Genomic DNA, 13661 nt, shown 5'->3' with positions numbered 1-13661 from the left:
TCGGATTGCAGCACGCCCCGTGTGGGGTGGACTCCTCTGTCTGGCGACGAATGTAACAAAACGATATAGGTCAGCGCCACCGTGACCGAATCTTTATGATCTGCGCTCGTCGAGTTCGGCGCGGAAGGCGGCATAGCGTGCCTTGTGCGGGGCGCGCGTGCGCACCACGGCCCAGGCGATACCGAGCACGACGAACCAGATGGGCGTGACGAGGAGCGCCTCGAGTGTGTCGTCTTCCTGCGTCAGCGCCCAGAGAAGAAACACGAAGAACGCCAGTACCACCCAGCACATCACCACACCGCCGGGCATCTTGAATGCCGACGCCTCGTGCAGCTCCGGCCGACGCTTGCGGTAGACCAGGTAACTGGCGAGGATCATCGTCCACACGAACATGAAGAGCACGGACGAAATCGTGGTGACCGTCGTAAACGCTTCGATCACAGAATCACCGGAGAAGAGCAGCGCGATGGCCGACAACAGGAAAGTGCACGAGAACATCAAGGCGTTGGCAGGCACCCTGCGCGAACTGAGCGTGCCCAATCGGGCGGGTGCGTCACCCTCTCGGGCAAGACCGTAGACCATCCGTGACGTCGAGTAGATGCCCGAGTTCGCCGACGACGCGGCCGAGGTCAGCACCACGAATTGGATCACTCCGGCCGCGATTGCGAGACCCGCGAGCGCGAACATCGCCGTGAAGGGACTCTCGCCGGGCACTACCTCACGCCAGGGCGTGACCGAGATGATCACGATCAGCGACACCACGTAGAACAACAGGATGCGGATGGGGATGGAGTTGATCGCTTTCGGAAGGTTCTTCTCCGGATCTTTCGCCTCCGCCGCGGTGGTGCCGACCAATTCGATGCCGACGAACGCGAACACCGCGATCTGGAAGCCTGCGACGAAACCCATTGCTCCAGTAGGGAACATGCCGCCATCGTTCCACAGGTTGTCGAAGCCGGCCTCCGCGCCGTTCGGTGCCGTGAAGTGTGCGAACACCATGACGAGACCGACGACGATGAGACTGACGATCGCGATGATCTTGATCAGAGCGAACCAGAACTCGGTCTCGCCGAACGCCCGCACGGTCGGGAGGTTCAGCAGCAGCAAAGCCGCAATGGCCACGACCGCCGGTATCCACAACTGCAGATCGGGCCACCAGTACTGCACATATCCCGAGATGGCAATGATGTCGGCGATTCCAGTGACGATCCAGCAGAACCAGTACGTCCAGCCGGTGAAGAATCCGGCCCACGGGCCGAGGAGGTCTGCCGCGAAGTCGGAGAACGACTTGTACTGCAGATTCGAGAGCAGGAGTTCACCCATCGCCCGCATCACGAAGAACAGCATGAAGCCGATGATCATGTATACGAAGATGACCGAAGGCCCTGCCAGCGAGATGGTCTTCCCGGACCCCATGAAGAGGCCCGTGCCGATGGCGCCACCAATCGCGATCAGCTGTATGTGACGGTTGGCCAACTGTCGGGACAGATGCGGCGCTTCCGCCGAGCCCGTTGGCGGATTTCCACTCGCGTCCGATCCGATCGCGCCCGTCGAGGAAGTTCGGTCAGCCATGGGAACCTGCAACCCTTTCTCAGTACGTGCCGGCGCTCTCGGCGTCTGGCGTCCGCAAAAGCGTGGGTCACGTTACGCGGGGATTCCTCGCGGACCACGTTCGAGGGCAGCTTCGTCGGACGCAGGGCTTGACACGCCACACCTAGCTAAGGCTAACCTTCCTAGAACTTACCGAGGCAGGAGCTGAGTTCATGATCGACGACCTCATCGAGATCGCGTACGCACAGGGCACCGTACGGACCGCGGCCCGTGCGAGCAACGGTGTGGACGAGTACGAACTCGCCCGGATCGATTGCGAGCGGACCACCGTGACTGTCGCGGTGCGCGCCGACGGCAAGTTCGCGAAGGCGACCACCCCGGACGGGTACCTCTCGCTCGGGCAGGTCATGCAGGTCTGCGGACTTCACTACCGGAACGCCACCTCCCGCGCGCGAGAGATCGTCTCCTGATCAGCGGAGATACTTCCGCAGATCCGGAACTTCCGCCGACCGCCCTCCCCTCCGGATCGCGAGTGCACCACAATTCCCGCTACACTCACCACGGCGTACGCCACCGGTGTACACGCGCCCTCGTAGCTCAGGGGATAGAGCAACCCTCTCCTAAAGGGTAGGTCGCAGGTTCGAATCCTGCCGAGGGCACGTTCAGCCCAGTTTCGGCTCGTAATGGACGCGTGGTGACGCCTCGGTTGTGACGCAGTGCGGCGTCGACCAGCGACCGGAGGTCCGCCACGACCTGCTGGGAACGCGCGCCGGCCAAAAAGCATGAAGTCACTTCATGCAGCAGAGGGCGGGGAATGGTGAACTCGCCGGCAACCGCAGCACGCAGGATCGTCTCGACAGCGAGGCGTTCTTCACCCTCATCCAGGAACTCATCCACCCGACATCGGGCACCGGCGTCGAGGAAGTCCTCGGCGATCTGCGATAAGTCGTGGGCAACGTCGATCGCATTCCTCATCCGATGAGTCTAGTGCGACGGTCGTAACTTGGGATCGGACCGTGAAATCTGGTGCCCACCTAACGATGAGTGAAACTAGTTGTGATGCACAGTTACTCACATCTCAGGACGCCGCGCCTACGATGCCGAGCCCGATGACCGCCACCCGGAGCAGCGTGTCGAGCACACCGCAGAACTCCGCGAGTGAGCGGTCGACCACCTTGTTCGCCCGGTAGTGGTAGACGTCCCACGCGGCGTGCGCGAGTAAACCGGCGCCGACGAGGAGGGCCCCGGCGGTAGGCCTCACCATGATGGCCGTGGCCGCCACTGCACCGTAGGCGGCCATCGCCAGGACCGCAGGCTGTACCCGGAACGTACGCCGAACGACGGCTCGACCCACCGTATAGCCGACGCCGATGGCGCCGAGCCCCACCGCACCCACGTGACGTCGACGCCGACTTCCGTGACACGCTCCGCCACCTTTCCCGCGGTGATCATTACCACCGTTCCGAAGAACAGCGGCCACGCGGAACCTCTGCGTCGCAGCAGTGCGGCACCCAGGTACACCAGCGCGGCGGCTGCGGTTACCGGCGCGAGATCGGTGCCGCCGTCGAACATGACGAGCACCGCGAACCCGACAGCAGCCGTGGTGGGCCGGCGTTGGAGGACGGGAGGGGCCGGATGGTGAGCGTGCCGTGTGGGTGTGGTGCTTATCGACTCCCCTCGGGTGCCTGGCGACCATTCACCGCGACGGTGCTGGCATCCTTTGCCCCGGCCGACAGGACGGAACAAGCGGAACAAGTCGTGTCGGAGGGCGGACGTAGTATCGACGCACATTCGACCGGGGGGTGAGTGATGTTGGTACAGAACGAGTTAGACGCGACGCCACCAGGCATCATGGCACTGGACGCCCTGCGGGCGCAGCAGGCCGAGCTCGCGCAGGCACAGTACGCACAGGTCCACGCGATTACCGACTACTACTACCTGTGCGCCGACGAGGATGAGCAACGTGGGATCAATCCGGCGCACGCCGCCGTCGAACTGTCCGCTGCGCTGGGGATGAACGAAGGAACGGTCACCGCGTCGATCGAGTTGGGTCTGGAGTTACGACACCGTCTTCACCGGACGCGCGAGGCGTTTGCGACCGGCCGGATCGGCCTGGCCCAGGCCCGCGTCATCTCCGCCATGCTGACCGGAGTGAACGACGCCGCCCTCGACATCCTCGAATCAGCAGTCCTCGACGGACGAAACCTGCCACCCACCACGCTCCGCGCCCGCTGCCGCCGACTGATCGCCAAACATGACCCCGGTAGTCTCCGTCGCCGAGCGAAGCTCGCCGCCGCCGACCGCGATGTCCGGGTGCGCCCCGCCGAGAACGGCATGTCTTACGTCGACGGACATCTTCCCGCGGCCGACGCCCACACGATCGGGATGCGGCTACGCGAGATGGCCATCCACGACGTCTGCACCGGCGACCCCCGAACCCTCGCCCAACGCCGTGCCGACGCCCTGACCGCACTCGCAGACGGCAGCGGCAGACTCCTCTGCCGCTGCCTGGACGTCGGCTGCCACACCCGTACCAGGCCCTCTCCTACCCGTCGGGCACCACTGATCCAGGTCGTAATCAACGCCGAAACACTGCTCGGGTTGGACGAAACCCCGGCCCACCTCGACGGGTATGGGCCCATCGACGCCGACACCGCCCGCCTTCTCGCCGCAGACGGGGTCTTCCAACGCGTCCACGCCCTCACCGAGAACGACGTACCCGGCGACGCCAGCCACATCCTCGGCCTCAGTGCCATCGTGAAACACCCTGGCGTACCGAAGGACCTGATCCGTAACGACACCTGCGCCACCACCTACACACCCGGCACCGCGCAGTCCCGCCGCATCCGTGCCCGGGACGGGCAGTGCCGCTTCCCGAACTGCCAGGTGCCCGCCCGACACTGCGACCTCGACCATACGACTCCGTTCGACCACGACGACCCCAGAAACGGTGGCCTGACCGTCGACTCGAATCTCGCCTGCCTCTGCCGGCGCCATCACCGCCTCGAAACCCGAGGACTGTGGACAGTGAAACAGACCGGCGCCGGACACCACGATCTGCGCCAACCGCCCCCAACCGTCCCCGACATCACCGTGCGAGATCCGGCACGCGACGATCCGCCGTTCCAGCAACCTAGGACGCGACCCGCTCACACTTCCCGACAGGGCCTTCGGACAGCAGATCGCGCGCCCTGTTCCGCGCTGCGTTGTACTCGTACCACTCGGCCTCTTCGGCGACCTCGCGTTGTAGCCGGTACAGGGCACACGAACGTTCGGGCTCCGGCAGTCGATTCAGGGCGGGAACTGCATCCACCGACAACGACCTCAGGTAGCTCACATCGATGCGTCCGGTCTGCTCGAAGCGTTCCACGTTTCTGTGCGCGATGTAGGCGTCCGGATCGACCGCGGCCAGCAGGAGAACTGCGCACACCGCAGAACCCAGAACCGCACCCGGCAGCCACCGTCCCGACAACCGCAGCCCCGCAACGATCAGCAGCACGAACACCAGCCCCAGCCACAGTTCGGTCACCAACACCAGGAGACGCAGCTGCGTGTACCCATAATGGCTCTCGTACAGCGACATCCGAGCGACCGCCGATGCCACGATGATGAGCGTCAGAACGCAGAGCAGTCCGAGCAGCACCCGCACCAGGGTGCGATCGAGCGTATCCCTCCGCGCCGCCTTGCGGATGGCGACGGCAATCACCAGCAAAGTCAGACCCGTCACGGCCAGCAGCTGCCAGAAACCCTGCCGGGCGTACTCGGCGTACGTAAGATCGTCCGTCGTCAATACGTGCCGGTTCCCGCCGAACAACACCCTCAACTGCACGGCGACGAATCCGAGAAACAGCACGTCCAGCATCGCGAGCGGAAACGCCCACTCCCACCGGGCAACCGGCCGACCAGGCCCGGGTGCGAGTGCGTCCACTCGCGGGGTGCGTCTCAGCAGATAGGCCGCACCCAGCGTTCCACCGCACACGAGGACACCGAGCGCGATCCTGCCGAGCGGATTGGACACCTGGACCGAGGGTGTCGCCTGTTCGAGCAGTTCGGCGAACTTCGCATCGGCACTGGCGAACAAGGCTCCGAAAACCAGCAGCAGCACGGCGCTGACCACCGCCACCCCGAAAACACGGAGCAGCGATACCCTTTCGGCGGAGTGCCAGCGGGACGCTCCCCGTCGCGTCCAACGGATCACCCGCAGCGGTGTGAACCACAGCGCGAACGAACCGGACGCCAGACCCGTCCACGTTCTTCCCCCGACCACGGCGAAGGACCCGACCACCCAGCTGAGGGCAACACAGACCACGGCCAGCCAGCCGGCGCCGCGAACACTGAGCACAGCGAGCAAGGCAATTGCAGTGACGATCGCAACTGCCTGCGTAGCTGTGGGTCTGACCCTGCGCGTCGCGAAGACGGCCACCGCGACAGCGCTACCCGTCAGCACGTATCCGAGACCGACCACAGTGATCTGCAGAGTGAGGGCAGCGACCAGCCCGGCTCCGACGGCGGCGAGGACGATCGCGCGAGGCGCTATCGAAGTGCGGTCACGCCGCCAGACCCCCCTCGGCCACGATCTTGTCCTCATCGGCCGAACTGGTTGTGCAGGTGCGATTGTCATGCGTCCTCCCTGGTTGCACCGCCCGGAATCGGACAGGCATCATCGCGGGACCGGCGGGTCCCGTATTCGGTCTGTTCGTGTTATCCGGCGGGCAGGGTCACCCGAATACAGCAGCCGCGCGCGGTGTCGACAACCTCGATACGGCCGGCGTGCAAGTCGACCGCCCAACGCGCGATCGCGAGCCCGAGCCCCGTCCCACCGTCCGTGGAGCCGCCGCGCGTAAAACGCTCGAATGCCCGTGACCGCTCACCGGGGGTGATACCCGGTCCGTCGTCCTCCACCTCGATGATCACTCCGTGCTCTTCCGGCCCGGGCCGGGCCCGCACCACGACCTGGGTGCGCGCCGAGCCGTGCCGTAGAGCGTTGTCGACGAGGTTCGTCACCGCCTGGTGCAGGCGCGCGACATCCGCATCGGCGCAGAGTCCGGAAGGCTGCACGTCCACCTGCACCCGCCGTGGTCCTTCCGGTCCCACCGCTTGGCGGACCACATCCTCGAGGAAGTCCCGGACTGTGAAGCGCTCGCGGTCGAGTTGCACGGCACCCTCTTCCAGGCGCGACAGGTCGAGCAACTCGGCGACCAACCGGCCGAGCCGTTCGGTCTGATCGAGCGCCACCTGCATCCTCGCCGGATCGGGTTTTTCCACACCGTCGACCACGTTCTCGAGCAGTGCCTGAAGTGCGGAAATCGGTGTGCGAAGCTCGTGCGACACGTTGCCGATCAATTCACGCCGATATCGGTCTGCCGCCTCGAGATCCTCAGCCATCGAGTTGAACGCGCGGGCCAGCTCACCGATTTCGTCTCTCGACGTCGAGCGGACCCGGCGGGAGTAGTCCCCCGTTGCCATCGCACGTGCTGCGGCGGTCATCTCCCGCAAGGGAGACGTCATACCGTGCGCCAGGATCTGCGTCACGGCCAACGACACCAGCAACGCCAGAGCGAGCGCGTATCGGAATGGCCAACGCGCCGTGACCCAGAACATCAGGGACGCGAGGAACAGTGCTGCGACCACAAGCAGCCCGGTCTTGACCTTGAACGAGCGAAACGGATCGAGCGGTCTGGGCAACCTGTCGACGATCCTGCTTCCGCCTACCCGTTCACCGGCGTTCACTTCTGAACGTCCAACGCGTAACCGACTCCGTGGACGGTGCGGATGAGGTCGCCTCCGAGTTTGCGTCGCAGGGCTTTGACGTGACTGTCGACGGTCCTGCTGCCGGCCACGTCGCCCCATCCCCACACCTCCGCGAGCAGCGACTCTCGGGAGATCGCAGCCCGGGGCCGCGACGCAAAGTGCGCAAGAAGGTCGAATTCTGTTCTTGTCAAATGTATTTCGTCGTTACCTCGGCGGACCCGGCGCTCGACGAGATCCACCTCGATATCGCCCACCGACATCCCGGCCGGTCCGGTGGAAACGGCCTCGGTGGCACGCTCGGCGCGGCGCAGGAGCGCGTGCACCCGGGCCACGAGCACCCGCATACTGAAAGGCTTGCTCAGATAGTCGTCGGCACCCACCCCGAGTCCGATGAGCATGTCGGTTTCGTCTGCGCGGGCTGTGAGCATCAGCACCGGAACGGGCCGCGTGGCCTGAACACGCCGGCAGACCTCGAGTCCGTCGAATCCGGGAAGCATCACATCCAGAACGAGCAGGTCCGGCTCCGAGGCCTCGCATTCGGCAACCGCGCCCGGTCCGTCGGACGCCGTGACGACGTCGAAGCCCTCCGCACGCAACCTGGCGGCGACCGACTCGCAGATCGTCGCCTCGTCGTCGACGACGAGCACTCTTCGCTGGCTCATGCCCCGACTGTATTGCCCGCACGTGCGGATCCCCGTCAGGGCTTGTGAAGATTCTGTGCAGGTTTACCCGCGCGCCGGGTGGCGGATCCTCACCCTGGGGTCACTGTCGAGAAGCTCGGGTTCAGCGCACGCTTTAGTCATCAACCCGGCACACCCCCCATACCCACCGGAGGCCTACACGTGACCACCACCGCAACCCGCATCGCTATCGGCACCACCGCCGCAATTGCCTTCTCGTTCGTAGGGACGGCAGTCGTCCTCCTCGCCGGTGGGCATATCGACGGCGCACCCTCACCGATTTCCGACAGGGGGAACTCCCAGCAGCGGGTTCTTCCCGGGATTGCTGCTGTGCCTGGCGACGTCGCGGTGGATCCCGCCAACGCGGCCGATGGCGAGGTCGCGGCGCCGGGACCGGATGTCGTCCCGCCGATCGTCTTCGCGCCGCCGGTGTTCGTTCCCCCCGTCGCAGCACCCCCGGTCGCAGGTCCCCCCGTCGCAGCACCCCCGGTCGTGGTTCCCCCGATTGCGCAGCCGCCCGTCGTCGAACCTCCGGTGGTCGTGCCTCCTGTCGACGAGCCTCCGGTGGTGGTGGACCCGGTCCCACCGAAGAAGCGTCCGTTCCCGTTCCCCGGAAAGATCGACCACGAAGTGCTTTCGCCCGAGACCGATCCCTTCCCGGCCGGTGGCGGACCGAAGACCCGGCCGCCGGGCGTTCCGCAGGCCCCCGGCGGAGTGGGCGGGTCCGTGGGCGGAACGACTGTCGGCGAGTAGGCAGATCGGAGCGCTACGATTCGTCCACCACATCCGCCGGCTGCTTGTCTTCTCGCAGCCCACGCCAGCTGGGGTGCCGTAGGCGTCCGGCGCCGGTCCACTCCATGAATCGCACCTCGCCTACCAGGGTGGGTTCGACCCACACCGCACCTTTGCGGTCAGCGGTCGGGAGATCGTCGATGAAGGGGCTGGCGTCGGTTTCGAGAGGAGCCAGGGTGGACGCGAGCTCTTCCAGGTCGCGCTGGGTGAATCCGGTGCCGACCCGGCCCACGTAGCGCAGCCCGCCGTCCTCGGGTATTCCGAGCAGGACAGAACCGATCCCCCAGGACCGGCCGCCCTGTCCGCGCCGCCAGCCACCTATCACCGCTTCCTGCGTCCGCCAGTTCTTCACCTTGATCCAGCTCGACCCACGCTTGCCCGGCAAATACACGGACTCGCGGCGTTTGGCCACCACACCTTCCCAACTGCGGCGACGACTCTCTTCGAGCGCGTCCTCCGCGGTCCCGTGCAGCTGCGGCGGCACCACGAGATCGTCGACTTTCGCGGCAAGCGCTTCGAGCACCCGACGGCGGTCGGTGTACTTCTTTCGCAGCAACGACACGCCGTCCAGGTACAGCACGTCGAAGGCCAGGAAGTGCGGTTCGTTACCTTGTTGCAGCAGGCTGAAACTGGTGATGCCGCGCCTGTCGAAGGCAACCACCTCACCGTCGAGCACGACGTCGTGGTCGGCGAGAGCGTCTGCGAGCCAACTCAATCCAGGGTAGTCCCGCGTCTTGTCGTTGCCTGCCCGGCTGCGCAGACGCACCACTCCCCCACTGATCTCGGCGATCACCCTGATGCCGTCCCATTTTCCCTCGAAAGCCCACTCGGCAGGGTCGAGTCCGTCCAGGGCGCCCGGCGTCGCCAGCATCGGGGAAAGATCATGCGGCAGTTCGGCGGACGTCGACTCTCCGGCCGACTGATCCTTCATCAAGTGCATCAACCACTGATCGCCCTTGGTGCGGATCAGCGCGAATCGCCCGTCCACCTGATCACCGTGCAAGCGCACGATCACTTCGTCGTCGCGCCACTTCTCGACGTCATACGTGCCGGTGTCCCAGATCGTCATGGTTCCGCCGCCGTACTCCCCCTTCGGGATGGTGCCCGAGAAGGTCAGGTATTCGAGCGGGTGATCCTCGGTATGGACGGCCAACCGGTTCTCACCGGTGGAGATCGGCACATTCTTCGGCACCGCCCACGACACCAGGACGCCGTCCCGCTCCAGCCTGAGGTCGTAGTGCAGTCGCCGAGCGTGATGTTCCTGAATGACAAAGCTGTTGCCCGCCCCGGGATTCACCCTGTCCGGCATCGGCTCCGGGGTTCGATTCGGGTCACGTTTACGGCGATAGTCCGCAAGGGTCGCATCGTTTTCCCACGGCGGATCGAGATCGGCCAGCAGGTCGCCGTCCGATTCCCACCGCTCGAGCACTTCCTCGAAACGCAACTGCCGCAACCCCGGATCGTCGAGTTCGTCCCAGCTGCGGGGCGCCGCGACGAACGGTTGCGGTCTTCCCCGCAACGAGTACGGCGCGATGGTCGTCTTCGACGGATTGTTCTGACTCCAGTCCACGAACACCTTCCCAGCGCGGACCGCTTTGGCCATCGTGGCGGTGACCAGTTCGGGCATCAACTTCTCCAAGCCCGTCGCCACCTGCTTCGCGACGGTCGACGCCCCCGATCCCTCCAACTGCCGGTCGAGCGGCACATACAGGTGAATACCCTTGCTGCCGCTCGTCACAGGGAAGGCGGTCCAGCCCAGTTCTGCCACAAGGTCGCGGACGGCGCGGGCAACCTCGGCGCATTCCGGCAGACCGACACCGGGTCCGGGGTCCAGGTCGAATACGATGCGGGTGGCCGGTCCGCGGTGTGACCCGTCGAATCGCCACTGCGGCACGTGTATTTCGAGCGCGGCTTGCTGACCCGCCCAGGCGAGGGCCGCCACAGAGTCGAGAATCGGGTAGTGCACGGAACGATCGGAGTGTTCCAGCGCCCGTCGCTGCAGCCAGGCGGGAGCGGAAGCCGCCAGGTTCTTCTCGAAGAACGGGTCGCTTTCCACGCCGTTCGGCCAACGTTTACGGGTGGCGGCCCGGTCGATGATGTGGGGAATCATCGCAGGCGCGATCCGCGTGTAGTACTCGATCACCTCACGCTTGGTGGTACCCGACTCGGGGTAGAGGACCTTGTCGAGGTTGGTCAGTGACAGCCGATGTCCGTCGACCGTCACCTGCCGGGTTCCCGCGTTCGCCATCGACACCCTTCCGCCGCCAATACATACATATTGTGCGCTGCGGGAGGAGTTTCCTCGCTCCGATCACGGCCCGGCAGGTGAGTCGTTCAGCCGTACAGCTCCACGAACGTCTGCAGCGACTTCTCGATGTCGCCCCTCAGCGCCTTCGCGACGCCGGAGCCGATGGGTCCGAACAGCGGCGCCCCGCCCAGTTCGATGGTGAACACGACCTCGGAGCCCCCACCCTTCGCCTTCACCTCCAGCGTGAGTCCGAGCTTGACCCCGCCCTTACCGTCGCCCTTCAGAACCAGCCGCCGCGGAGCGTCGTATTCCTTGATCGTCCACTTCACCCGGTTCCGCAGTCCCTTGACCGTCACCACGGAGCTGAGAACCGTCCCTGCCGTCAGCGTTTCGGGGAGTTCACTGCGCCAACCGTCGTGCACCACGAACCACTTGTCGAACTCCTGCAGATTCGATGCCTTGTCCCAGGTGTCCTGGGGAGTCAAAGGAACGTCCGTCTCAACCGTTAGTTTCGCCATCGCTGCAGCCTAACGGCGTCAGTGCGAGACAGCCTTCTCCACGCCGACACCGGTGAGGGAACGAACCTCCATCTCCGCCTGCTTGGCGGGATCCTCCGCCCTGCTGCGACCGACGTAGGTGCCGACGATACCCAGCAGGAACGCGAGCGGAATGGACACGATGCCGGGGTTGGCCAGCGGGAACAGGTCGAAGTCGGCGCCCGGGAACATCGACGACTTCTTGCCGGACACCGCCGGGGAGAAGACGATCAGCACGAGGCAGCTGATAAGTCCGCCGTAGATGCTGAACAACGCACCGGTGGTGTTGAACTTCTTCCAGAACAACGAGTACAGCAGCGTCGGCAGGTTGGCCGAAGCGGCGACGGCGAATGCAAGCGCCACCAGGAACGCGATGTTCTGACCCATCGCGAGAATGCCGAGGACGATCGACACGATGCCGATCACGACGACGGTGATGCGCGAGACCCGCACCTGCGACTCTTCGGACGCGTTACCGCGCTTGATCACGCTGGCGTAGATGTCGTGGGCGAACGATGCCGAAGCCGTAATCGCCAGACCCGCCACCACCGCGAGGATCGTCGCGAACGCCACCGCGGAGATGATGGCGAGGAAGATGGTGCCGCCCAGTTCGAACGCGAGCAGAGGCGCGGCCGCGTTCTCACCGCCGGGTGCGGCGAGGATGGCGTCCGGTCCGACCATCTTGGCGGCGCCGTAACCGAGGACCAACGTGAACAGGTAGAACGCGCCGATCAGTCCGATCGCCCAGGTGACCGAGCGGCGAGCTTCCTTGGCGGTGGGAACCGTGTAGAACCGCATCAGCACGTGCGGCAGGCCTGCGGTACCCAGAACCAGTGCAATACCGAGCGAGATGAAGTCGAGCTTGCTCATCGAGCTGATGCCGTACTTGGCGCCGGGACTGAGCAGGTCGCGGCCGGCGATCGCCTCGTTGGTGGAACCGGCGGCCGTGGCCTGGGCGTCGGCCAGCAGTTGCGAGAAGTTGCCGCGCACCGCGAACAGGACGAGGAAGAACATGACACCGGCACCGAGGACGAGCAGCACAGCCTTGACCATCTGCACGTAGGTGGTGCCCTTCATGCCGCCGACGAGAACGTAGACGATCATCAGCGCACCGACCACGGCGACGACGATGGCCTGGCCTACCTTGCCGTCGATGTTGAGCAGCAGCGCGACGAGTCCGCCGGCTCCCGCCATCTGCGCAAGCAGATAGAACAGCGACACGACCAGCGTGGAGAGTGCTGCCGCCATCCGCACCGGGCGCTGCTTCAGCCGGAAGCTCAACACATCCGCCATCGTGAACCGGCCGGTATTGCGGAGGAGTTCGGCGACCAGCAGCAGAGCCACCAGCCAGGCGACGAGGAAGCCCACCGAGTACAGGAAGCCGTCGTACCCGTACACCGCGATGGCTCCGGCGATACCGAGGAACGACGCTGCCGACAGATAGTCGCCGGCGATGGCGAACCCGTTCTGCGGTCCGGAGAACTGACCGCCTCCGGTGTAGAAGTCCGAGGCCTTCTTGGTGGTGCGGCTCGCGCGAATCACGATGGTCATCGTGATCACGACGAAGGCCGCGAAGATTGCGATGTTGAGGAGCGGGTTGCCGACGTCGGTACCGGCCGCGAGCGTGGTGATCACTTGACGGGTCCTTCCAGCTCTTCACGGATGGCGGCGGAACGGGGATCGAGTTCCCGGTTGGCGAACCGCACGTACAGGGCGGTGATCGCGAACGTGGTCACGAACTGCCCGAGGCCGAGGATGATGCCGAGGTTGATGTTGCCGAGCACCTTGGTTGCCATGAACTCGGACGCATAGGTGGCCAGGAGTACATATGCCGCATACCAGGCGAGGAAGAACGCCGTCATGGGGAAGACGAACCTACGGAGGCGGTGCCGCAGCTCCTGGAACTCGGGGCTCGCCTGCATGTCGAGGAAGGCTTGCGCATCAGGGGCGCGGCGCTCTTGCGACGCTCCCTCGCTGATATCGGCTGTGGTCACTGCTGACTCCTTGGTCGCACGCATGATGTGAACTGAAGGTCGACGCTAATGAGAGGTGAGTCACAACAACAGACTGTGTCTGCAGTCACACGCCGAGCTGTCGGAGTGT

12 protein-coding genes, 1 tRNA gene and 1 pseudogene are annotated in these 13661 nt (G+C 65.2%); 5 read left to right on the top strand and 9 right to left on the bottom strand.

The window, feature by feature from the left end:
• Positions 1 to 93 precede the first annotated feature (93 nt).
• Positions 94 to 1572, bottom strand: a complete 1479-nt coding sequence (gene cycA / locus NOF53_RS02490) for a D-serine/D-alanine/glycine transporter (RefSeq protein WP_255965373.1) — start codon at positions 1570 to 1572, stop codon at positions 94 to 96.
• Positions 1573 to 1763: 191 nt separating this feature from the next.
• Here cycA and NOF53_RS02485 point away from each other — a divergent pair, with 191 nt between their 5' ends.
• The 3 genes from NOF53_RS02485 to NOF53_RS02475 all read left to right on the top strand — a co-directional run bounded on the left by NOF53_RS02485 (position 1764) and on the right by NOF53_RS02475 (position 2496).
• Positions 1764 to 2021: a hypothetical protein gene (locus NOF53_RS02485; RefSeq protein ID WP_255965372.1), complete on the top strand. Its 258-nt coding sequence runs from the start codon at positions 1764 to 1766 to the stop codon at positions 2019 to 2021.
• Between the two features lie 116 nt (positions 2022 to 2137).
• A tRNA-Arg gene (locus tag NOF53_RS02480) sits at positions 2138 to 2210 on the top strand.
• 136 nt (positions 2211 to 2346) lie between these two features.
• Complete coding sequence (locus NOF53_RS02475) at positions 2347 to 2496, top strand: hypothetical protein (protein WP_255965371.1); 150 nt, start codon at positions 2347 to 2349, stop codon at positions 2494 to 2496.
• A gap of 133 nt (positions 2497 to 2629) precedes the next feature.
• Here the strand turns inward: NOF53_RS02475 and NOF53_RS02470 are convergent, their stop codons facing one another.
• Complete coding sequence (locus NOF53_RS02470; protein ID WP_255965370.1) at positions 2630 to 2947, bottom strand: hypothetical protein; 318 nt, start codon at positions 2945 to 2947, stop codon at positions 2630 to 2632.
• Positions 2948 to 3360: 413 nt separating this feature from the next.
• Between NOF53_RS02470 and NOF53_RS27850 the strand changes: the two are divergent.
• Positions 3361 to 4179 (top strand): annotated as a pseudogene (locus NOF53_RS27850) (DUF222 domain-containing protein); the annotation flags it as partial.
• Positions 4180 to 4684: 505 nt separating this feature from the next.
• On the opposite strand, the gene NOF53_RS02460 reads toward NOF53_RS27850, so the two are convergent.
• From NOF53_RS02460 to NOF53_RS02450, 3 genes are all read right to left on the bottom strand, one after another.
• Positions 4685 to 6172, bottom strand: a complete 1488-nt coding sequence (locus NOF53_RS02460) for a DUF4153 domain-containing protein (protein ID WP_255965368.1) — start codon at positions 6170 to 6172, stop codon at positions 4685 to 4687.
• A gap of 80 nt (positions 6173 to 6252) precedes the next feature.
• A complete protein-coding gene (locus NOF53_RS02455; RefSeq protein WP_255965367.1) occupies positions 6253 to 7236 on the bottom strand; it encodes a HAMP domain-containing sensor histidine kinase in 984 nt (327 codons plus the stop codon).
• Between the two features lie 41 nt (positions 7237 to 7277).
• Complete coding sequence (locus NOF53_RS02450) at positions 7278 to 7964, bottom strand: response regulator transcription factor (RefSeq protein WP_255965366.1); 687 nt, start codon at positions 7962 to 7964, stop codon at positions 7278 to 7280.
• Between the two features lie 180 nt (positions 7965 to 8144).
• Here NOF53_RS02450 and NOF53_RS02445 point away from each other — a divergent pair, with 180 nt between their 5' ends.
• Entirely contained in the window at positions 8145 to 8735 is a 591-nt protein-coding gene (locus NOF53_RS02445) for a hypothetical protein (RefSeq protein WP_255965437.1), read from the top strand.
• 13 nt (positions 8736 to 8748) lie between these two features.
• Here NOF53_RS02445 and NOF53_RS02440 read toward each other — a convergent pair whose 3' ends face one another.
• The 4 genes from NOF53_RS02440 to NOF53_RS02425 form a co-directional block, all read right to left on the bottom strand.
• Positions 8749 to 11022, bottom strand: coding sequence for an ATP-dependent DNA ligase (locus NOF53_RS02440; protein WP_255965365.1), 2274 nt, complete (start codon positions 11020 to 11022; stop codon positions 8749 to 8751).
• An 86-nt stretch (positions 11023 to 11108) separates the two neighbouring features.
• Entirely contained in the window at positions 11109 to 11540 is a 432-nt protein-coding gene (locus tag NOF53_RS02435; RefSeq protein WP_255965364.1) for a type II toxin-antitoxin system Rv0910 family toxin, read from the bottom strand.
• Positions 11541 to 11558: 18 nt separating this feature from the next.
• On the bottom strand, positions 11559 to 13193 hold the full coding sequence (locus NOF53_RS02430; RefSeq protein WP_255965363.1) for a monocarboxylic acid transporter: 1635 nt from the start codon (positions 13191 to 13193) through the stop codon (positions 11559 to 11561).
• The gene (locus NOF53_RS02425) at positions 13190 to 13552 is read right to left on the bottom strand and encodes a DUF485 domain-containing protein (protein ID WP_255965362.1); all 363 of its coding nucleotides are present in this window, start codon (positions 13550 to 13552) and stop codon (positions 13190 to 13192) included. The genes NOF53_RS02430 and NOF53_RS02425 overlap by 4 nt, the downstream gene beginning before the upstream one ends.
• Positions 13553 to 13661: the final 109 nt, after the last annotated feature.

The organism is Rhodococcus tibetensis (genome assembly GCF_024438035.1).
Taxonomy (GTDB): domain Bacteria; phylum Actinomycetota; class Actinomycetes; order Mycobacteriales; family Mycobacteriaceae; genus Rhodococcus_F; species Rhodococcus_F tibetensis.
Note: the sequence above shows the minus strand (reverse complement) of the source record. Positions and strands in the feature narration are given on the sequence as shown.

Excerpts from the sequence above, each read along its gene's own strand:
- NOF53_RS02460 (WP_255965368.1), bottom strand. The coding sequence starts at position 6,172 with ATGACAATCGCACCTGCACAACCAGTTCGGCCGATGAGGACAAGATCG.
- NOF53_RS02440 (WP_255965365.1), bottom strand. The coding sequence starts at position 11,022 with ATGGCGAACGCGGGAACCCGGCAGGTGACGGTCGACGGACATCGGCTG.
- NOF53_RS02450 (WP_255965366.1), bottom strand. The coding sequence starts at position 7,964 with ATGAGCCAGCGAAGAGTGCTCGTCGTCGACGACGAGGCGACGATCTGC.
- NOF53_RS02485 (WP_255965372.1), top strand. The coding sequence starts at position 1,764 with ATGATCGACGACCTCATCGAGATCGCGTACGCACAGGGCACCGTACGG.
- NOF53_RS02475 (WP_255965371.1), top strand. The coding sequence starts at position 2,347 with ATGCAGCAGAGGGCGGGGAATGGTGAACTCGCCGGCAACCGCAGCACG.
- cycA (WP_255965373.1), bottom strand. The coding sequence starts at position 1,572 with ATGGCTGACCGAACTTCCTCGACGGGCGCGATCGGATCGGACGCGAGT.
- NOF53_RS02435 (WP_255965364.1), bottom strand. The coding sequence starts at position 11,540 with ATGGCGAAACTAACGGTTGAGACGGACGTTCCTTTGACTCCCCAGGAC.